At 67.5% G+C, this 19,316-nt stretch carries 17 protein-coding genes and 3 tRNA genes; 11 read left to right on the top strand and 9 right to left on the bottom strand.

What is annotated here, in order from left to right:
- The first annotated feature begins 89 nt into the window (after nucleotides 1-89).
- Nucleotides 90-872, top strand: a complete 783-nt coding sequence (locus GIY23_RS21290) for a DUF427 domain-containing protein (RefSeq protein WP_154078279.1) — start codon at nucleotides 90-92, stop codon at nucleotides 870-872.
- Between the two features lie 204 nt (nucleotides 873-1,076).
- Nucleotides 1,077-2,702 (top strand): alpha/beta hydrolase, encoded by a 1,626-nt coding sequence (locus tag GIY23_RS21285; RefSeq protein ID WP_228717425.1) that lies wholly within the window; start codon nucleotides 1,077-1,079, stop codon nucleotides 2,700-2,702.
- A gap of 43 nt (nucleotides 2,703-2,745) precedes the next feature.
- On the opposite strand, the gene GIY23_RS21280 is transcribed toward GIY23_RS21285, so the two are convergent.
- Nucleotides 2,746-3,333 (bottom strand): SACE_7040 family transcriptional regulator, encoded by a 588-nt coding sequence (locus tag GIY23_RS21280; protein ID WP_154078278.1) that lies wholly within the window; start codon nucleotides 3,331-3,333, stop codon nucleotides 2,746-2,748.
- Nucleotides 3,334-3,442: 109 nt separating this feature from the next.
- On the opposite strand from GIY23_RS21280, the gene GIY23_RS21275 reads away from it, so the two are divergent.
- From GIY23_RS21275 to GIY23_RS21265, 3 genes are all read left to right on the top strand, one after another.
- Complete coding sequence (locus tag GIY23_RS21275; RefSeq protein WP_154078277.1) at nucleotides 3,443-5,056, top strand: carboxyl transferase domain-containing protein; 1,614 nt, start codon at nucleotides 3,443-3,445, stop codon at nucleotides 5,054-5,056.
- Between the two features lie 106 nt (nucleotides 5,057-5,162).
- Nucleotides 5,163-7,130 (top strand): acetyl/propionyl/methylcrotonyl-CoA carboxylase subunit alpha, encoded by a 1,968-nt coding sequence (locus tag GIY23_RS21270; RefSeq protein ID WP_407646883.1) that lies wholly within the window; start codon nucleotides 5,163-5,165, stop codon nucleotides 7,128-7,130.
- Between the two features lies 1 nt (nucleotide 7,131).
- Entirely contained in the window at nucleotides 7,132-8,292 is a 1,161-nt protein-coding gene (locus GIY23_RS21265) for an acyl-CoA dehydrogenase family protein (protein WP_154078276.1), read from the top strand.
- Between the two features lie 172 nt (nucleotides 8,293-8,464).
- Here GIY23_RS21265 and GIY23_RS21260 read toward each other — a convergent pair whose 3' ends face one another.
- The gene (locus GIY23_RS21260; RefSeq protein WP_154078275.1) at nucleotides 8,465-9,055 is read right to left on the bottom strand and encodes a hypothetical protein; all 591 of its coding nucleotides are present in this window, start codon (nucleotides 9,053-9,055) and stop codon (nucleotides 8,465-8,467) included.
- Between the two features lie 517 nt (nucleotides 9,056-9,572).
- Between GIY23_RS21260 and GIY23_RS21255 the strand changes: the two genes are divergently transcribed.
- The 4 genes from GIY23_RS21255 to GIY23_RS21240 all read left to right on the top strand — a co-directional run bounded on the left by GIY23_RS21255 (nucleotide 9,573) and on the right by GIY23_RS21240 (nucleotide 10,382).
- A complete protein-coding gene (locus GIY23_RS21255; protein ID WP_154078274.1) occupies nucleotides 9,573-9,812 on the top strand; it encodes a hypothetical protein in 240 nt (79 codons plus the stop codon).
- Nucleotides 9,813-10,112: 300 nt separating this feature from the next.
- Nucleotides 10,113-10,185: transfer RNA gene (locus GIY23_RS21250), tRNA-Glu, on the top strand.
- Between the two features lie 16 nt (nucleotides 10,186-10,201).
- Nucleotides 10,202-10,278, top strand: a tRNA-Asp gene (locus tag GIY23_RS21245).
- 30 nt (nucleotides 10,279-10,308) lie between these two features.
- A tRNA-Phe gene (locus GIY23_RS21240) sits at nucleotides 10,309-10,382 on the top strand.
- Between the two features lie 264 nt (nucleotides 10,383-10,646).
- On the opposite strand, the gene GIY23_RS21235 is transcribed toward GIY23_RS21240, so the two are convergent.
- Nucleotides 10,647-11,399 carry a 2-keto-4-pentenoate hydratase gene (locus GIY23_RS21235; protein WP_154078273.1) on the bottom strand — a complete coding sequence of 251 codons (753 nt, stop codon included), beginning with the start codon at nucleotides 11,397-11,399 and terminating at the stop codon, nucleotides 10,647-10,649.
- Nucleotides 11,400-11,584: 185 nt separating this feature from the next.
- On the opposite strand from GIY23_RS21235, the gene GIY23_RS21230 reads away from it, so the two are divergent.
- Entirely contained in the window at nucleotides 11,585-11,788 is a 204-nt protein-coding gene (locus GIY23_RS21230; protein ID WP_222850197.1) for a zinc-ribbon domain-containing protein, read from the top strand.
- Nucleotides 11,789-11,881: 93 nt separating this feature from the next.
- On the opposite strand, the gene GIY23_RS21225 is transcribed toward GIY23_RS21230, so the two are convergent.
- The 5 genes from GIY23_RS21225 to rox all read right to left on the bottom strand — a co-directional run bounded on the left by GIY23_RS21225 (nucleotide 11,882) and on the right by rox (nucleotide 16,933).
- The gene (locus GIY23_RS21225) at nucleotides 11,882-12,514 is read right to left on the bottom strand and encodes a GyrI-like domain-containing protein (protein WP_154078272.1); all 633 of its coding nucleotides are present in this window, start codon (nucleotides 12,512-12,514) and stop codon (nucleotides 11,882-11,884) included.
- A 55-nt stretch (nucleotides 12,515-12,569) separates the two neighbouring features.
- Nucleotides 12,570-13,705 (bottom strand): IS3 family transposase gene (locus tag GIY23_RS21220; RefSeq protein ID WP_154075325.1). Its coding sequence is split into 2 segments (ribosomal slippage): nucleotides 12,570-13,507 and nucleotides 13,507-13,705, totalling 1,137 coding nucleotides; the frame shifts between segments, so codons are not numbered across the junction.
- 125 nt (nucleotides 13,706-13,830) lie between these two features.
- Complete coding sequence (locus tag GIY23_RS21215) at nucleotides 13,831-14,832, bottom strand: IS30 family transposase (RefSeq protein ID WP_222850196.1); 1,002 nt, start codon at nucleotides 14,830-14,832, stop codon at nucleotides 13,831-13,833.
- 183 nt (nucleotides 14,833-15,015) lie between these two features.
- Nucleotides 15,016-15,402: a VOC family protein gene (locus GIY23_RS21210; RefSeq protein WP_187351955.1), complete on the bottom strand. Its 387-nt coding sequence runs from the start codon at nucleotides 15,400-15,402 to the stop codon at nucleotides 15,016-15,018.
- Nucleotides 15,403-15,496: 94 nt separating this feature from the next.
- Nucleotides 15,497-16,933, bottom strand: coding sequence for a rifampin monooxygenase (rox, locus tag GIY23_RS21205; RefSeq protein WP_154078271.1), 1,437 nt, complete (start codon nucleotides 16,931-16,933; stop codon nucleotides 15,497-15,499).
- Nucleotides 16,934-17,211: 278 nt separating this feature from the next.
- Here rox and GIY23_RS21200 point away from each other — a divergent pair, with 278 nt between their 5' ends.
- Entirely contained in the window at nucleotides 17,212-18,273 is a 1,062-nt protein-coding gene (locus GIY23_RS21200; RefSeq protein WP_154078270.1) for an alpha/beta fold hydrolase, read from the top strand.
- Nucleotides 18,274-18,691: 418 nt separating this feature from the next.
- Here the strand turns inward: GIY23_RS21200 and yczE are convergent, their stop codons facing one another.
- Nucleotides 18,692-19,309, bottom strand: a complete 618-nt coding sequence (gene yczE, locus GIY23_RS21195) for a membrane protein YczE (protein ID WP_154078269.1) — start codon at nucleotides 19,307-19,309, stop codon at nucleotides 18,692-18,694.
- Between the last annotated feature and the right edge of the window lie 7 nt (nucleotides 19,310-19,316).

Genomic DNA, 19,316 nt, shown 5'->3' with positions numbered 1-19,316 from the left:
TGCTGCTCCAGGATCAACCCGGCCCGGAAGCGGTGCAAGACAGGATCGGGCGGCGGCGTCGGTCGAGGTCCGCGGCGTAGGTTGGGGGCGTGAGTCTGACGTCGCCGGGCCGCCCGTTGGCCACTCGAGGACCTGACACCGTCAACTACCGGATCGACGGTCCGCCGCACCTGCTGCTCTGGGAGGACCATCCGCGTCGGATCCGGGCCGTACTCGACGGTGAGACGGTGCTCGACAGCACCGACGCGAAGGTGCTGCACGAGAGCAACCTGCCGCCGCAGCTCTACGTGCCCAGGCAGGACGTCCGCACGGAGTTGCTCGAGCCGACCGAGACCCGCACGCACTGTCCGTTCAAGGGCGACGCCACCTACGAGTCGGTCCGTGCCGGCGAGCGACTCGCGGAGGACGCCGTGTGGCGATACCCCACGCCGGTAGCTGATGCGGAGTGGCTGGACGGCTACGTCGCCGTCTACTGGTCCGCGATGGACGCGTGGTTCGACGAGGACGAGAAGGTCCGTGCGTTGCGCGACCCTTACCACCGGGTCGACGCCGTGCGCACGAGTCGCCGTGTCCGTGTCGAGGCGGGTCCCGTCGAGGTCGCGGATACCCGCCAGGCGGTCGTGGTCTCCGAGACGGGGTTGCCGAACCGCTACTACGTTCCTCGCTCGGACGTGCGGACCGAGCTGCTGACTCCGTCGGAAACTCGGACATTCTGCCCGTACAAGGGCGAAGCGGTGTACTACTCGGTGACCACCGACGGCGTGGAGCTCACCGACGCCGCGTGGGAGTACCCGTACCCGGACCCGTCGGTGGGCGCGCTGGCCGACCACCTCTGCTTCCTGGCCGACGACCTCCACACCCACATCGACTGACACCCTCTCGACCCAAAGTCCGATTCCTCCTGTTCCCCCGGAATGTCCGGGTGGCAAATTCGCGCGAATTTGCCGCTGAAAAGTGGGCTGTTCGGGGGATTCTGCCGCTAGTTCGTGTGAATCTGTGGGAAACGCCCGCTGTGTGATCCCTCGGCGCGAGTAACGTTTGCGCATTCTGCGGTGTGATCGACACCCGAGGAGGACGTGATCGTCTTCGTTCGGTTCGGAAACAACGGCGGGGGCCGAAGCATGGTCGGACGGCGAATTCTGGCGCGCACCGCAGTCTTGCTCGTGGGGGCGCTCTGCGCCATGACCCTCACCGGCGCCCAAGCGTCCGCGGAGTCTGCCGCGACGGGAGTCCGGTGGGGACCGTGCGACTCGGCCTCTCTCGACGGCGTCCCGGAGGGCCAGCGCTACCTCTACAGCTGCGGGACACACGAAGTCCCGATCGACCACGCCGATCCCGCCAAGGGCACGGTGGAGATCGCGATGATGCGGCGGGCCGCCACCGACCCCGCCCAGCGCATCGGCTCGATGTTCCTGAATCCGGGCGGCCCGGGAACCCCGGGTTTCACCAGGCCCGCCACCGATTTCGGCCGGTTCGCCCCACAGGTCCTCGACCGGTTCGACCTCGTCGGCTTCGATCCGCGCGGTGTCGCCCGCAGCTCCCCACTGCGGTGTTTCGAGTCCCAAGAGGACGCGGACGCGGTCCTCGGTGGGCTCGTCCCGGTTCCGGTGACCGCCGAAGAGATGTCGACCACCCTCGACGCCTACCGTGAGCAGGGCGAGCACTGCAGCCGCAACGCCGGCGAACTCGTGCGGCACATGTCGACCGCCGACACCGCGCGGGACCTGGACTCGATGCGGCAGGCCGTCGGCGACGAGCAGCTCACCTACGTCGGCTACTCGTACGGGACGCTCATCGGCGCGACGTACGTGAACATGTACCCCGAGCGGACTCGCGCGCTCGTCCTCGACGGTGCGGTCGACCCGAACCTGCGGACCAATGACGGGTCGCAGTACGACCGGCAGCGCGCCCAGGGATTCGAGATCGCCCTTGACGCGTTCCTAGACCGGTGCGCCCAGGTGGGGCCGGACTGCGCGTTCAGCTCCGGAGACCCGCAGGCGAAGTTCGACGAGATCCGGGAGCGGGTGCGTGCCGAACCGATCGCGATGCCCGACGGCACGGTCATGGACCTCAACCGCTTCACCGAGACGGTCTCCGGCGCCTTGTGGTCGGTGCACACGCTCGCGCCGTTGGCCGGCGACCTGGAGTCGATCCACCGGGTACTGCATCCCGAGAAGGGTCAGGCCCCGAAGCGCGCCACGGTCCTCGAGACACCGCTGGTGAACAGCCGTCTGGACAACCCGTCGTCCGACGGCGCGGCGCCGTACGTCGACAGTGCGTACTTCGGCGTGAACTGTTCGGACAAGCCGTTCCCGCGGGCTTCCGCCGCGGTACCCGTCACGGCGCAGCAGTGGGAGCGGGAGTCGCCGAACTTCGGCCGGTATCAGGCGTTCAACGACGCGGCAGGGTGTTCCGCGTGGCCTGCGGCGGGCGAGTCGGCGTACCGGGGGCCGTGGCAGCACCAGGCGGACACTCCAGTGCTGGTGATCGGCAATCGCTACGACCCGGCGACCCGGATGGACTTCGCGCGTCGCATGGCAGAGCAGCTCGGCAACGCCGCGCTGGTCGAGGTGGCTTCCTTCGGGCACGTGATCCTCGGCGGCAGCGACTGTGCCGACGCGATCGTCACGGACTACCTGCTCACGCTGACAGCTCCCCAGCAGGGAACCGTGTGCGAACCGAACGTCCAGCCGTTCGAATAAGAGGGTGCGCGGTGCGGGCTGCGGTCAACTCACGCACCTTCTCTCACGGGCCTCCAGGCGCGGCGGCGGCCAGGGCCATCCGTTCCAGCAGGGCCGCCATCGCGTCGGGCGCGAGGTGCGCGCTGTACGGAGTGGAGTTGATCAGCCCGATGACGGCGTGAGCGGTCGCTCGCGCCGTGGGTGCGTCGAGATCGTCCCGGGTCGTGCGCAGCGTGGTGACCCACACTTCGACGTAGCCGCGCTGTGCTTCCCGAACGCGGTGCCGGTCGGTGTCGGCGAGGCTGTCGAGGTCGCGCATGTGCACGGTGATGAGCGCCGGGTTGGTGAGGGCGAACTCGACCTGCCAGCGCACCAGCGCCCGCAGTGCCTCCGGACCGCTCGGCGCGGCGGCGACCCGGGTGCGCCCACCCTCGAGCAGCTTGTCGCTGATGCCGGTGAGCAACTCCGCGAGCATGGCGTCCTTGCCGCGGAAGTGCCGGTAGAGCGCGGGTCCGGAGATGCCGACGGCGGCTCCGATGTCGTCGATGCCCACTCCGTGGAAGCCGAAGCGGGCGAACAGTTCCGCCGCCGCGTCGAGGAGCTGGTCGCGACGGGTCGGCTTCTGGCTGGTCGAGCTGGTGTCCACAGGCATCGGACCCGATACTAGACGACGTGGTTAGTAAGCGTTAACATCACGGTAGTTAACGGTGACTAACCACCTCTGCGAACCACCCCGACGACGTGGAAGGTGCGCACGACGCATGGATGCGCCTGTCCTGTCCTCCGCCGTGGACCCGGCCTCGGACACCTACGCGCGCTACGCCGAGCACCACTCGGCGCTCGTGAAGACCCTCAACGCCGACCTCGACGAAGCGCGCCTCGGCGGCCCGGAGAAGTCCCGTCAGCGGCACGTCGACCGCGGCAAGCTGCTGCCGCGCGAACGGGTCGAGGCGCTGATCGACCGCGGGTCGCCGTTCCTCGAACTCTCGACACTGGCCGCCCACGGGCTCTACGGCGACGAGGCGCCCGCCGCGGGCATCATCACCGGTATCGGTCGCGTCCAGGGCCGTGAATGCGTGATCGTCGCCAACGACGCGACCGTCAAGGGCGGCACGTACTACCCGATGACGGTCAAGAAGCACCTGCGCGCGCAGGAAGTCGCGCTGCACAACAACCTTCCGTGTCTCTACCTCGTCGACTCCGGCGGAGCGTTCCTGCCGAAACAGGACGACGTGTTCCCCGACCGGGAACACTTCGGGCGGATCTTCTACAACCAGGCCACCATGTCCGCGCGGGGAATCCCGCAGATCGCCGCGGTCATGGGTTCCTGTACCGCGGGCGGCGCGTACGTGCCCGCGATGAGCGACGAGGCCGTCATCGTCCGCGATCAGGGCACGATCTTCCTCGGTGGTCCGCCGTTGGTGAAGGCCGCCACCGGGGCCGATGTCACGGCGGAGGAACTCGGCGGTGGTGACCTGCACGCGCGGACCTCCGGCGTCACCGATCACCTGGCCCACGACGACGCCGACGCGCTCCGGATCGTGCGCACCATCGTCAGTACGTTCGGTCCGGCTGAGCCGAGCCCGTGGGAGGTCGCGCCGGTCGAGGAGCCCGCGGTGGACCCGGACGAGCTCTACGGTGTCGTGCCGACCGACAGCCGCACTCCTTACGACGTCCGCGAAGTCATCGCCCGCGTCGTCGACGGGAGCCGCTTCGCGGAGTTCAAGTCCGAGTACGGGCAGACGTTGGTGACCGGGTTCGCCCGCATCCACGGGCAACCGGTCGGGATCGTCGCCAACAACGGCATCCTGTTCGGCGAGTCGGCGCTCAAGGGTGCGCACTTCGTCGAGCTCTGCGATCGCCGCAGCATTCCGTTGGTGTTCCTGCAGAACATCTCAGGCTTCATGGTCGGCAAGGAGTACGAGGCGGGCGGGATCGCCAAGAACGGCGCGAAAATGGTCACTGCGGTGGCATGCGCACGGGTGCCGAAGTTCACGGTCGTCATCGGCGGCTCCTTCGGCGCGGGCAACTACTCGATGTGCGGGCGTGCGTACTCGCCCCGCTTCCTGTGGATGTGGCCCAATGCCCGGATCTCCGTGATGGGCGGCGAACAGGCGGCATCGGTGCTCGCCACCGTCCGCCGCGACCAGTTCGAGGCCAGCGGCACGGAGTGGTCCACAGCGGACGAGGAAGCGTTCAAGAAGCCGATCCGGGACCAGTACGAGGAACAGGGGCATCCTTACTATTCGACGGCGCGGCTGTGGGACGACGGCGTGATCGACCCGCGGCAGACCCGCGATGTCCTCGGGCTCGCGATCACCGCGTCGGCCAATGCCCCGCTCGAGCCCGTCAACAACGGCGTCTTCCGGATGTGATGCGGCGATGCCCATGAGCGAAGGAAACGGCGTGCTGTCACAGCAGATTCCCGAGAACGTCGACACCGTGCTCGTCGCCAACCGCGGCGAGATCGCCGTGCGCGTGATGCGGACCCTGCGCCGGATGGGAATCCGATCGGTCGCGGTCTACAGCGATGCGGACGCAGGCGCCCGGCACGTCGCCGAGGCCGACATCGCAGTCCACATCGGACCCCGCAGTGCGGCCGAGAGCTACCTGTCGATCGAAAAGATTCTGGGCGCCGCGCGGGCCACGGGCGCGCAGGCGATCCACCCGGGGTACGGATTCCTCGCGGAGAACGCGGCGTTCGCTTCCGCGTGCGCGGACGCGGGCGTGACGTTCATCGGGCCGCCCGCCTCGGCGATCGACTCCATGGGCGACAAGATCCGGGCCAAGAACACCGTCGGTGCGGCAGGTGTCCCGGTCGTCCCGGGACGTAGCGACACGGGCATGTCCGACGCCGACGTCCGACAGGGAGCCGTCGACGCCGGATTCCCGGTGTTGCTCAAGCCTTCCGCCGGAGGCGGCGGCAAGGGGATGCGCGCCGTGTACGACGAGTCCACGTTGGACGACCAGATCGCGGCCGCGCGCCGGGAGGCGAAATCCGCCTTCGGTGACGACACACTGCTGGTCGAGCGCTACGTCGCCACACCACGACACATCGAGGTCCAGGTTCTCGCGGACGCGCACGGCAACGTCGTCCACCTCGGCGAGCGCGAATGCAGTTTGCAGCGACGTCACCAGAAGATCATCGAGGAGGCGCCGTCCCCCCTGCTCGACGAGGACACGCGTCATCGCATCGGGGCGTCGGCAGTCGACGCGGCACGGTCCTGCGGTTACGTCGGTGCCGGGACGGTCGAGTTCATCGTCTCCGCCGACCGGCCCGACGAGTTCTTCTTCATGGAGATGAACACCCGACTGCAGGTGGAGCACCCGGTGACCGAGCTCGTCACCGCCGTGGACGGGACCCGTGGTCTCGACCTCGTCGAGTGGCAGGTCCGGGTCGCCGCCGGTGAACGTGTGCCCTTCACGCAGGACGACCTCCGGATCGACGGACATGCGGTCGAGGCCCGCGTCTACGCCGAGGACCCGGCGCGTGGCTTCCTGCCCACGGGCGGAGAGGTCCTCGCGCTGCACGAGCCGTCGGGCGACGGGGTTCGTGTCGACTCCGGAGTCCACACAGGACTGAACGTCGGATCCGACTACGATCCGATGCTCTCGAAGGTCATCAGCTGGGGCCCGACACGAGCCCACGCGCTGCGGCGGCTCGATGCCGCGCTGGCGGACACCGTGGTGCTCGGTCTCGGCACGAACATCAGCTTCCTGCGGGCATTGGTCGGCCACGAGGACGTGCGTGCCGGTGCACTCGACACAGGGCTCGTCGAGCGGGCGCTGCCCACGCTGGTCGGCGACGCGGGCCACACACCTGACGAGGTGTACGTCGCGGCGGCGCTGGAACGGCTGCTGGACGCCGAAAGCGGTGCCGAGGCGAGTCCGTGGAGCGCTACGACCGGGTGGCGTATCGGTCGTCCGGCGTGGAGCACGTGGAAGTTCGCCGCCGATGGCGGAGAAGTCGCGGTGCGGTTGCGCGGCCGAGCAGCCGACGCGGAGGTCGAGGTCGTGCACGCGGACGGAAACGCGACCGGGCGCGTGTCCGCCGGATTCGACGGCAGGTTCCTCGTCGTCACTTTCGACGGCGTCACCCGGCGCTACCGCACGCTGCACGCGGACGGCACCACCTGGCTCGCGGCCGGAGGCCGCACCTGGGCGCTCGAAGAACATCAGCTGCTGGCGGAAGCGGGCGCCGCTCACGGCCCCGGCGACGGCATCGTGACCAGCCCGATGCCCGGCACCGTCCTCGTCGCCGATGCCGCCGTCGGGGACACCGTCGCCGCAGGCCAGACCCTGTTCGTCGTCGAGGCGATGAAGATGGAGCACACCATCACCGCCCCGGTCGACGGCAGCGTCAGCGAAGTCCACGTCCGCAAGGGGCAGTCCGTCGGGCTCGACCAGCCCCTCGCCGTCCTCACCAGCGACACCCACCAGGAGTCCTGAGATGCTCGACAACCGGCTCAGCGAGGAGCACGAAGCACTGCGCTCCAGCGTCGAAACCTTCGCGCGCAAAGACGTCGCGCCCGTCATCGGGGACTACTACGAGCGGGAAGAGTTTCCCTATCCGCTCGTGCAGACGATGGGACGAATGGGACTGTTCGGTCTGCCCGTGGCCGAGGAAGACGGTGGCATGGGCGGGGACTACTTCACCCTCTGTCTCGCATTGGAGGAACTCGCCCGCGTCGACTCCTCGGTGTCGATCACGCTCGAGGCGGGGGTGTCCCTCGGGCTGATGCCGATCTACCGGTTCGGCACCGCGGAGCAGAAGAAGAAGTGGCTGCCCGGCCTCGCGTCCGGCGAGGTACTCGGAGCCTTCGGGCTCACCGAACCGGGCTGCGGTTCCGACGCCGGTGGCACCCGCACCACTGCGGTGCTCGACGGCGACGAGTGGGTCCTCAACGGGTCGAAGGCGTTCATCACCAACTCCGGCACCGACATCACCGGCTTCGTCACGGTCACCGCCGTGACCGGCACGAAACCCGACGGTGGCAAGGAGATCTCCACGATCGTGGTGCCGTCGGGTACGCCCGGTTTCACCGTCGCGCCGAAGTACTCGAAGGTCGGCTGGAACGCCTCGGACACACACGAACTGTCGTTCGACGACTGCCGGGTGCCCGCCGAGAACCTCCTCGGCGAGCGAGGGCGTGGGTACGCGCAGTTCCTGTCGATCCTGGACGAGGGCCGGATCGCCATCGCGGCGCTGAGCGTCGGCCTCGCCCAGGGCTGCGTCGACGAGTGCCTTCGCTACGCACAGGAGCGGGAGTCGTTCGGACGCAAGATCGGCGAGTACCAGGCGATCCAGTTCAAGATCGCCGACATGGAGACGCGTGCGCACACCGCACGGCTCGCCTACTACGACGCCGCCGCGAGTATGCAGCGCGGCGAGCGGTTCAAGCGGCAGGCGGCGATCGCGAAGCTCGTCGCGTCGAACGCCGCGATGGACAACGCTCGCGACGCCACGCAGATCTTCGGCGGGTACGGGTTCATGAACGAGACCCCGGTGGGCAGGTTCTACCGCGACGCCAAGATCCTCGAGATCGGCGAGGGCACGAGCGAGGTCCAGCGGATGCTCATCGCGCGCGAGCTCGGTCTCGAAGCCGGCTGAACCGCTCCGTGGTGGCTGCGCGAGTTGTGGCCGATGTCGGCCCGCAGTCAGGCGTGCGGGGAGGTTCGGTTACGCAACTGCCGAGCAGTGCACTGCGCGCTCGTGAGAGACAAATCTGCCGGCGAAGACGGTCGGGGGTACGTCTTCGCCGGCAGACGGTGGGGAGCCCGGGTCAGGCGTAGTAGCCCTGACCCCGCGGCATCGTGATTTCGTTGTCGGTCTCCTCGCCTGCGCCCGCGTACGGGTCGGCCGGAAACTGTGGGTCCTGCTGCCCGAACGGCTGCGGGGAGTGCTTACCCGCCTGAGGTCCGGGGAACGCCTGAGCGTGCGGGTCTCCGGCGCGCCCGTCGGCGCCCGGGAACTGGCCACCGAAGTGCTGCGCCGAGTCATGGTCGGCGTCCCTGGCCGCACCGAAGTGCTGCGCCGGTTCCGGCTGCTCTTGCGGCCACTGTGGGCCGCCCTGCGGCTCGGGATCGGGGTGCGCCTCGAGGTGGTGCATCACCCAGTCCCGCACGAGCGCCGCGGGCGAAGTGCCCTTGCGGGCGGCGAGCGCGTTGAGCTTCTCGTTCGCCATCAGCGGCAACCGAACTTGGTGGACCTGCGAGCTGCCGAACTGGCGACCGGTGCCCGTGGTCTCGACGTCCCCTTCGGGGGTGAGGGCCGCGAGATACGAGTCGAGCTCGTGGTCCGGCTGCGCGGGAGCCTGTTCGGTAGCGGCAGATTCGGGGCGCTGCCGTCGTCCGATCTTTCGTCCTAGAGCCACCGGCACACGATAACGGTTCGATTGCGGCGTGCACGGCCCTGTGGCTGCTGTCACGTTCGCGTGTCGCGGGGAAAGTCGGCGACGAACGTGGAAGGCCCCCGCGTCAGGGGGAGTGACACGGGGGCCGGAGGGGATCTCCACAGGTGCTGACCTGGGGGGTGTCAGCACCACGATTGTGGCATGGCGAACGGGTTTTGGGGAGGGAACACCGGGAAAATGTGAACAGTTGGTGTCCATCCAGTAATCCAGCCTCGAGGTCGGGCCACCCGGCTGTGGGTGCGCGAGGTCACCCGGCCACTGTGGGCCACCGCTCGTCGGGGTCGCGTCGCGTCTCGTTCCACTGCGGACGTTCGGCTCGGTGGTCGGAGCGGGCGCGCCGTGACTGGACGGACGTCAGGGCGATCTCGCGGCCTGGAATGATTACCGTGAGTTGTTCTTGAATCACTCTCTGGGGGGCTGCACGGTGTCGACGCGCGTGGATAGCCTCGCGGCCGACAACCCGAGTCGGGGAGGCACCATGGACGGGTCGCTCGACGTACGACAGTTCCTGTGGCAGCAGGACGGCGCGGCGACGCGTTCGTCCGGGGAAGTTCCGGCGCCGCGCAACGGCGAGCCTGCCCGCATCACACCGGAGCAGGTCCACCGGGCGCGGATCGCGGTCGCGCGTGGAGCGCGGGACGTGGACGACTGCAAGATGTTGCTGGACATGCTCGGCCTGTCCGGCGACGAGGACGGAGAAGCCCCGGTTTCCCGGTGATCGCGCTTTCTCGGCCCGCGGAGCACAGTGGCGCCGCGTCTGACGGCGCGGCAGTGCGTCGCCGCCGCCTGTTCGCGCCTGCGATCGCGGCCGTCGAGTCGCCGACAGTTCGCTGTCCTCCCTGTGGCGGAATGAAAGTGCAGGTCAAGTCGTTACCTTCAGAGACGTGTGGCTCCCGGTTGCGATAGGACCCCCCGGGTGCAACGCGCTTGAGTTCGTGTCGTAAGCTCTAATCACTCCGAACGGGGCGCAACGACACCGGTTGGAGGCAAGGCCGGGTGCGGTTGAATGATCGGCCGAGCCCCCATCGTCTAGCGGCCTAGGACGCCGCCCTTTCAAGGCGGTAGCGCGGGTTCGAATCCCGTTGGGGGTACGCAACAACACAAGATGGCCCAGTGGCGCAGTAGGTTAGCGCGCCGCCCTGTCACGGCGGAGGTCGCGGGTTCGAGTCCCGTCTGGGTCGCCACGACGCCTGGCTTTCGAGCCGGGCGTTTATGGCCAGGTAGCTCAGTTGGTACGAGCGTCCGCCTGAAAAGCGGAAGGTCGGCGGTTCGACCCCGCCCCTGGCCACGTCCCCGAACTGCGAAAATGGCCCCTGTCGCGTCCGACAGGGGCCATTTTCATGTCGGGGAGTCTCAGTTGGGGTCTCAGTAGCGCTCAAAAGTGGCGGGTGAGTTGGGTCCGCGCTGGATCTCTCCGAACGGTCTCGGCCACGTGCATGTACCGCCGTTCCGCTCGCCACGCCGCATGGAACGTGCGCCGCGCAGCTCCTCGGCCCGCGCGGTCACCGGCACTGGCCGGAGCGGATCGCTGTCCACTGGGCGCCGAGCGGGTTCAGGGGACGATCGTTGCCTCCACGGCACCGAGGTGCTCGGCCGTGACGCGTACGTGCTGGCCGGGTCGTACCGGTATCAGTCCCAGCGGTGTGCCAGTGAGGATCAGCTGCCCGGGGCGGAGAGTCTGTTCGCGGTCGGCCAGGTGCTGTCGCAGCCAGCACAGCGACCCGCCCGGCCCTCCCGGGACGCCGTCCATGGGCCCGTCGTCGACGCGCACGCCGTCGATTCCCACCGTCAATCGCCACGGTAGCGGCTCGTCCCCGCGCCAGGACAGCGCGACTGGCGGAGGAGGCAGCACGACGCCGGCGTTCAGGCCGTTGTTCGCTGCCAGCTCGGGCAACGACGGAGGGTGGCCGCGGAAGACGTAGTTGTGCAGCTCGAGAATCGGAAACACCTGCTTGATCCGGCCGTCGTCGCCCAGGCGCACCGCCGCCTCTCCCTCGATCGCCAGGTCGGCGTAGTTCTGATGGGAGAGCTCGCACCCGGAGTCGTGCAGCTCGCTGTCGTAGAGCAGCCCCCGGATCGGCTCGTCCAACCCGAACTGCGCCCGCGTCCCTGGTCCGGTGCAGCCGACCTTATAGCCGACGACGTTCTCCGCTGGCGCGCGCAGCGCCGCCACCTCGTCCTGAACCCGGTAGGCGGCGTCGAGGTCGAGAGGTGGCCGCTTCGGATCGGAGAAGAACGTGCCCGGTGTCCCGGCCCGGTAGTCGGCGAGCTGACGAACGGCGAGGGAGTGCGCAAACTCGGTCATCTCCCTCCTCCGGGAGGTGGAGCTGGGTCGGCAATGGGAGAGCCTGGTCGTCGGACGCTACTGGACACCCGCGGAGAACCGGTGGGTCACCGGCCCGAGCCGTCGGTCGGGGAACCCGGTCGCCGGCGCGCACGAGTGTCGCGCACCGATGGCGGCCGCGGTGAATCGCTGCCTACGCTGGCGTCGTGATCTTCATTTTCGGCCTCGGCACCAAGCAGCAGCCCCTCGGCCCCGGAGGGATGCGGAACTGCCCGCGATGCCACAACACGACGCAGTGGACCCGCGTGCGGAAGTTCAAGCAGTTCACGGTGTTCTTCGTCCCGGTCGCACGCTGGAAGCGCCGCCGACTCGAGGTCTGCGGCATCTGCGGCACCGCCGTCGACGCCTGAGTCCGAGACCACCTCCACCTCGGACAACCCCCTGGCTACAGGCCGGTCGGCGAGCTGACTACAACCAACGGCTTGCCGGTTCACGACCGTCGATCACGTTTCCGCGCGGGCTGTCCGAACGGGCTGACGCAGGATCGTGCGGAGCTTGTCGGCGGCGACTCTGCGGCTGTTGCTGAGATAGATCTCGTGGTGCTTGCCGGTCATCGTCAGCCCGTGTCGCGGGAGGAATTCCTGGTGCATCCGCGCGAGCAGCTCGGCCTCGTCGTCGTAGGAGCCGATGTGCAACGTCTGCACGCAGAGCCCCTCGGACAGAGGTGCGAGGAGGATGTCGCCCAGTCTCTCCGGGGGGTTTCTCGCCCCGGCTTGCCGAACAGCGGTGTCGACGAGGTCGTCCTCGATCCAGTCCGGCACCATGATCATGAGCGTCCAGTCCCAGCGTGACTTGTCCCGGGACGTGGTGAAGGCGTCCATGTCCTCGGCCCACCACAGTCCTTCGAGTGGCATCACCACGTAGTCGCGGCCGAGTTCGCGTTTGCTGGCGAACTTCAGCTTGTATGCCACCGGATAGAGCGCTTCGACCGCGTGTGTGAACGTCGGCGACGTGTTGGGGTCTCCGTGGCCGTCGATCATGAGGTACTGCAGATCCGGAATCTCCACGACTCGGAACTCGTTTCGCACCGCACGGTAGGCGTCGAGGTCCTTTTTGAAATCAGCCTTGTTCGTCAACGGGTGGCGGTGTGAGGGGCCGGCCTGTTTTCGGACGGCTTGTTAGTGGGTTATTTTATGCCGCGTTCGCATGGTTGTAGTACTCGGCATGGGCTTCGTTCGGGGCCTTGTATCCGATAGCGGAATGGAGCCTGCGGTGATTGTATCGAAGCTCGATATAGGAAGCAATGTCAGCCTTGGCGTGGTCTTTGGTGAGGTAGGTAACTCGATGAACGCGTTCATTTTTCAGGGTGGCGAAGAAGGATTCGGCCATGGCGTTATCGAAGCATATCCCGGTGCGTCCGACGGATTGTCGGATGCCGAGCGAGCGTAGCGTCATCGCGAAGTCGGCGGACGTGTAGTTGCTGCCCCTGTCTGAATGGAAAATCGCGCGGGCGGGAAGGGTGTGGTTGCGGGCAGCCATGTGGATCGCCTTCTCGATAAGTGGTGTGCGGTAGTGGTCGTCGATGGCCCATCCGACGACGGCTTTCGAATAACAGTCGATGACCGTGGCCAGATACACCCATCCCTGTCCGGTCGGGATATAGGTGATGTCGCCAACCAATTTCTCGCCCGGCTCACGGGCGGTGAAGTCACGTTTGAGCAGGTCCGGCAGCACGTGCGTGCTCGCCTGGGTCAGGCTCGGGCGCCAGGGCCGAGGCTGGCAGGGGACGAGCTGCTGATCCCGCATGATGCTGCGCACGAGCTCCGGCGTGGCCGGCTCTCCGCAGCGGGCCAGCCACGCGTGGATGCGCCGGTGGCCGTAGGTGCCATCGGAGTCGTCGAAACACTTCTTGATCAACGTGCCCAGGTAGCGACGGCGCCGGTCGGTGTCCGACTCGGGTCGCGACAGCCAGTCGTAGAATCCAGATTTCGACACGTTGAGCCAGGCACACATGTTCTCCACGGTGTAGCTCTTCACGCCGTGTTCGTCCGTGGTGTCCTTCTCTGCAGCGATGAACGCGTACCGCTGGCTCACCGATACTCGCTGGCAAAGAAGGCGGCTGCTTTTCCCAGAAATTCCGTCTTCATGCGCAGCTGACGATTCTCTTCTTCCAGCTCACGCAGTCGCGCACGCTCGGACACGCTCAACGACGGCTCCGGAGCATCGTGCGCGGCCTCGTACGCGTTCACCCAGTTCCGCAGGGTCTGCTGATTCAACCCGAGCTCGCGAGCAACCTCGGCCACCGTACGACCGGTCTCGGTCACCATCTTCGCCGCTTCATCCCGAAACTCGGGAGAATACGACCGACGCTTCGTTCCAGACACAGACAACCTTCCCTCGAAGGAGCGATTTTAGTTGGCTGCCTGTCCGAAAACGCCACGGCCCTCTAGTGTCAGTCGGTGGAAGCAAGTGAGCTGGTGAGGAGCTCGGTGAAGACTTCTGCTGGGGTTCGGTAGTCGAGTATACGGCGGGGGCGGTTGTTGAGTTCTTCGGCCATGGTGTCCAGGTAGGACTGGTGGTCGGTGATGTCGGTTGCTTTGGGGAAGTATTCGCGCAGCAGCCGGTTGGTGTTCTCGTTCGTGCCGCGTTCCCACGGCGAGTGCGGGTGGGCGAAGTAGATGTCGACGTCGGCGGCCAGCGACAACGCCGCGTGGCGTGCCATCTCCGAACCCTGATCCCAGGTCAGGCTGGTGAGCAGATGCGACGGCATGTCGTTGATCTTCGACAGGAGTGCGTCGTGGGTCGTGGTGGCGTCATGCCTGCCGTCGGGCAGCGCCACACAGCAGGTGTAGCGCGACGTACGCTCGACCAGGGTGGCCATGGCGGTTTTGCCGCCCTTGCCCACCACGAGATCCCCTTCCCAGTGTCCGGGCACCCTGCGGTCGGCGACCTCGGCCGGGCGCTGTTCGATCGAGCGCATACCCACGATCCGCGCACCCGAGCTGCGGGCCCGGCCACGGGAGCGCCGCTGGCTACGCCCCGAGCGCAGCCAGATGCCTTGACGAGCCAGTTCGCCGGTGGGCAGCGCATAGATCCAGGTGTAGATCGCCTCGTGAGACACCTGCCAAGCCTGCTGGCCCGGCCGTTCGTGCCGCAACCGGCCCGCGACCTGGTCCGGCGAGCAGCCCTCCCGCAGCTTGGTCGTGACCACCTCACGCAGCACCGGATCTGTATCCAGCTTGCGGATCTTCGGCCGCGCTCGTGCCGACGTGGCCCGTCGTACGGCTACCTGGGCCCGGTAATGCGCCCGGCCGCCATGGCGACGGATCTCGCGGCTGACCACGCTGGGATTCCGCTCGATCCGCTCCGCGATCACCGCCTGGTCCACGCCCTCGGCGATACCGCGCGAGATCTCTTCCCGATCGCCGCCCGTCAACATCGTGCGCTGTCCCACCCGGACACTCCTCGTCGGCCTTCCACACTCCACCGACGACATACCTACACCAAGATCACGTGCTTACACCGGTTGAGATCAAGGGTACCTTCGGAAGTCGCGGCGTTCAGACTGCTGAGTGCTTCTCGGGCCGGGTGCCGCTCCGGGCGGGCAGCGCTCACGGCTGTCCGCCCGGTGGCTGACTCAGTTCCCCATGTACACGACTTCCCACAGGTGTCCGTCGAGGTCCTGGAAACTGCGCCCGTACATGCCTTCCTGCTCGGAGGTCTCCTGCGATGCCTGACCGCCTGCGGCGAGAGCGGTGTCCACGATCTCGTCGACGCGTTGCCTGGTGTCGACCCCGATCGCGGCGATCATCTCGGTGGTCTTCGCGGCGTCCGCCAGTGACTTGCCGGTGAACGTGGCGAAGAACTCCTCGGTCAGGAGCATGACGTGAGCGTCGCTGCCCAGCACCAGGGAAGCGGCGCGATCGTCGCTGAAGTCGTCGTTGAACGCGAAGCCGAGCTTGCCGAAGAACTCCCGGGACGCGGGCAGGTCTTTGACCGGGAGGTTGAGGAACAACATGGCCATGATGACTCCTTCGATCGTGGCGTCGTGTCGGCGCCGGTACCTGTGTCGACTTCGGAGCGCTCGACTTGTCATCGGCACGGCACAAGACTCGTGATTACCCCCGAGTGAGCGAGCCGGCGCCGAACCACCTGGACAGGTGACCGTGCAGGTCCTGTTGATCGTCACCGATCCACGCCACATGGCCGTCCGGCCGCAGCAGCATCGCGGGCACGTCCAGCTCGTCACTGGCGTCGACGACACGGTCGACCCGATCCGCCCAGCCCGCCACCGACAGGCGGCCGGATTGGTCGAGCAGTAGTCCGCGACCGCGGTGCATCTGCTCGTAGAGGCGCCCCCGTTTCAACCCCACGTCCGGCATCCGCCGACCGAGCAAGTCATGGTCGTCGCCGAAGTCGTAGCGCACGTCGAGCGCGGTGATCTTCTCGGTGAGATACCGGTTCACTTCCTCGAAGTCCATCAGTTCCGACACGAGCCGACGCACGGCCTGCGGGCCAGGATCGACGGACATCAACTGCATCTGTGCGGCGGTGTTGTCGAGTACGGCTGCGGCCACCGGATGCCGTTCGGCGTGATAACTGTCCAGCAACCCGGCCGGTGCCCGGCCGCCCACCTCGGCGGCCAGTTTCCAGCCGAGGTTGAACGCGTCCTGGATTCCGAGGTTGAGACCCTGTCCCCCGGTCGGCGGGTGGATGTGGGCCGCGTCGCCGGCGAGCAGCACGCGGCCCGTCCGGTAGTGCTCTGCCTGCCGCGTGGCGTTGCCGAAACGGGACAGCCAGCGCGGTGAGTGCACGCCGAAGTCGGTGCCGGCGATCGCCCGCAGCTGCTGTTTGACCTCGTCCAAGGAGGGAGGAACGGAGCGATCCTCGATCACCCCCTCAGCGGGTACGACAACGCGGTGCACCTCGTCCTTGATCGGTGCGAGGCCGAACCGCAGCTGCGTCTTGCGGACCTCGGCCACGACGGCGGTCAGCGTCTCCGCGGGCACGGCTACCTCCATTTCGCCGAGCAACGTGTCGACCGTGCTGGGCTCGCCGGGAAAGCCGACGCCGAGCAGCTTGCGTACCGTGCTGCGACCGCCGTCGCAGCCGACGAGATACCGCGCGCGCAGCGGTGCGCCGTCGCTCAACTCGGCCCGCACGCCGTGCTCGTCCTGGCTGAGCCCGACGAGCTCACTCTCGCGCCGGATCTCGGTACCGAGTTCGACGGCACGCTCGGCGAGCAGACGGTCGGTGACGGGCTGCGGGATGCCCAGCACGTAGCCGTGTGCGGTGTCCATGCCTTCGGGCGCCGGCTTGGCGATGCCGGCGAAGAAGCCACCGAGCGGGTACCGGCGGCCTTCGGCGAGGAACCGCTCCAACAGGCCGCGTTGATCCATCACCTCGATACTGCGGGCGTGCAGTCCGAGCGCGCGGACGACCCTGGTCGGCTCAGGATCCTTCTCCACCACGAGCGTCTGCACACCGTGCAAGCGCAACTCGCTTGCCAGCATCAACCCGGTCGCGCCGGCACCGACGATGATCACGTCAATCATGAATCCCCCGTTCCGGCGGCCCGTCCCTGCGTCGAGCTCCCGCAGGTCGTGGCCGCGACAGAGAGGATGCGGCACGACACGGGTCTTGCCGCAAGCCCCCCGGTGCGCTATACGGTGAGAGTGGCGGGAACGTGCGTCACTCGTCGTACGCAGTGGCGGGACAGCTTCCTAGATGCCCTCTCACCACCGTCAGCCGCTCTCCGGGTGGCGCCGGTTCGCCACGTCGCCGAGCCTGAAGGGCGAGGTCCGGGACGATCACGGAGAGGCGGTCGGCCGAGATGATTGACAATCCCTTCTACACACCCGAGTTCCACGGTGAGTACGAGCTCGTCAGCGTCGGCGCGCTCGATCTTGCCGACGGCGGCTCCATACCGGACTGTCGGTTGGCTCTCGCCACTTTCGGTGAGCTCAACGCCGCCAAGGACAACGCGATTCTGGTGACGACCTGGTACTCCGGCACGCACCAGATCTGGCGGGACGTCTACATCGGTGCCGGGCACGCGTTGGACCCGGAGCGGTACTTCATCGTCGTGGTGAACCAGATCGGTAACGGCTTGTCGACCTCGCCGCACAACGCCGACGGCGCGAACTCCGGAATCGCGATGTCGGCCTTCCCGCGGGTGCGCATCGAAGACGACGTCGTGGCTCAGGAACGGTTGCTGCGCGAGCACTTCGGCATCGAGCGGCTGGCTCTCGTCGTCGGCGGGTCGATGGGGGCGCAGCAGACCTACGAGTGGGCGGTTCGGTTCCCGGACAAGGTTCGGCGTGCGGCGCCGATCGCCGGGACGGCGTTGAACACCCCGCACGACTTCCTGTACACGGAGACGCTCATGGAGGCGATCACCTCCGACGCCGGGTGGAAGGACGGCGAGTACGCCTCGCACGAGGACGTCGCCGACGGGCTCGGCAGGCACGCGCGCTTGTGGGGCGTGATGGGGTTCTCGACGGAGTTCTGGAAGCAGGAGGCGTGGCGCGGGCTGGACTTCGAGTCGCAGCGGGCGTTCCTCGACGGCTTCCTGCAGCCGTACTTCCGGGCGATGGACCCGAACGCGCTGCTGACTATGGCGTGGAAGTGGCAGCGTGGCGACGTCACACGGCTCACCGGCGGGGATCTGGGCGCTGCGCTCGGCCGGATCACTGCGAAGACCTTCGTCATGCCGATCGACGAGGACATGTTCTTCCCCGTGCGGGACTGCGCGGCCGAACAGCGACTGGTGCCGGGCAGTGAGTTGCGTGTGGTCGAAGACATCGGCGGGCATCTCGGCCTGTTCGGCACGGCGCCGACCTACATGCCGCAGATCGACCGGAACGTGGCGGAACTGCTGGCGACCCCGGCGTGACCGTACGGGTTTTCGACTCGGCCTAGCCCATCGTCCGTTCCCGTCACAGTGTTACAGCCCCTGTGAGGGGCGGGAAGCGGGCGTAAGGGTCTTCCCGGAGCGGTCTCGGGGCGCGTCCGAGTGAACCCGTTTCTCGCTGAGTGTCACCTCGAACGGGCTAGCCGAATAGGCTGCATGTAGTCCAGCTCGTGGCGGTTTTTGCAGGTGAGAGGGTGTCGAATGGGAGCGCCCCCGCGCTCGACCGGCCTGGGGGTCACCGGGAGTGCGGGGGCGCCACATCCACCCCTGGGGGTCAGGTGGACGTTGAGAACGTTACTAGTTGGTACCTGGATTGTCTCTAGGGGAGGCGATCTTTTTCCGCAAGATTCACCCACAAGTGGGGGTGCGGTGGCACTGGTGACCGCGTGGAGGCATTCGTTCATGCGTCTACCGAGGTCGGTGCGGGCCCCCGCACGGTCGTGAACGGAAGGAACAGCTGCGTGAGTGGCCCGATCGCCAACGCGAACAGCACCGTGCCGACGCCGATCGTGCCGCCGAGGAGCCAACCGGCCGCGAGCACCACGATCTCGATCCCGGTGCGTACGATCCGTACCGGCCATCCGGTGCGTGCGTGCAGACCGGTGAAGAGCCCGTCGCGCGGGCCGGGTCCGAGTCGGGCGCCGACATACACAGCGGTCGCGAATCCATTGAGGACCACGCCGCTCGCGAGCAGCACGATCTGGCTCGGGAGCGTCGTCATCGGGGGAACCGTCGCGAGCACCGCGTCCACCGTCAGCGCGATGACGATCACGTTCGTGAGCGTGCCCAGTCCAGGGCGCTGCCGCAACGGAAGCCACAGCATCAGGACCACCACGCCGGTGAGGGCGGTGATGTTTCCGAACGTCCAGCCGAGGTGTCCGGCGAGCCCCTGGTGCAGGACGTCCCACGGATTGAGGCCCAGTTGCCCGCGCACCATGAGCGCCATGCTGGCGCCGAAGAGGGCCTGCCCGGTGATGAGCTGCACGAGGCGGGCAGCGGGGCGCACTCTGATTGACATCGGAGAC

The sequence above is a fragment of the Allosaccharopolyspora coralli genome, assembly GCF_009664835.1.
Lineage (GTDB): Bacteria > Actinomycetota > Actinomycetes > Mycobacteriales > Pseudonocardiaceae > Allosaccharopolyspora > Allosaccharopolyspora coralli.
Note: the sequence above shows the minus strand (reverse complement) of the source record. Positions and strands in the feature narration are given on the sequence as shown.

Bases quoted from the DNA above. Each gene is read 5' to 3' on its own strand.
- yczE (WP_154078269.1), bottom strand. From the start codon at position 19,309: ATGTCAATCAGAGTGCGCCCCGCTGCCCGCCTCGTGCAGCTCATCACC.
- GIY23_RS21280 (WP_154078278.1), bottom strand. From the start codon at position 3,333: ATGCCTGTGGACACCAGCTCGACCAGCCAGAAGCCGACCCGTCGCGAC.
- GIY23_RS21235 (WP_154078273.1), bottom strand. From the start codon at position 11,399: ATGACCGAGTTTGCGCACTCCCTCGCCGTTCGTCAGCTCGCCGACTAC.
- GIY23_RS21265 (WP_154078276.1), top strand. From the start codon at position 7,132: ATGCTCGACAACCGGCTCAGCGAGGAGCACGAAGCACTGCGCTCCAGC.
- GIY23_RS21210 (WP_187351955.1), bottom strand. From the start codon at position 15,402: ATGGCCATGTTGTTCCTCAACCTCCCGGTCAAAGACCTGCCCGCGTCC.
- GIY23_RS21270 (WP_407646883.1), top strand. From the start codon at position 5,163: ATGCGGACCCTGCGCCGGATGGGAATCCGATCGGTCGCGGTCTACAGC.
- GIY23_RS21255 (WP_154078274.1), top strand. From the start codon at position 9,573: ATGGACGGGTCGCTCGACGTACGACAGTTCCTGTGGCAGCAGGACGGC.
- rox (WP_154078271.1), bottom strand. From the start codon at position 16,933: ATGATTGACGTGATCATCGTCGGTGCCGGCGCGACCGGGTTGATGCTG.
- GIY23_RS21200 (WP_154078270.1), top strand. From the start codon at position 17,212: ATGATTGACAATCCCTTCTACACACCCGAGTTCCACGGTGAGTACGAG.
- GIY23_RS21275 (WP_154078277.1), top strand. From the start codon at position 3,443: ATGGATGCGCCTGTCCTGTCCTCCGCCGTGGACCCGGCCTCGGACACC.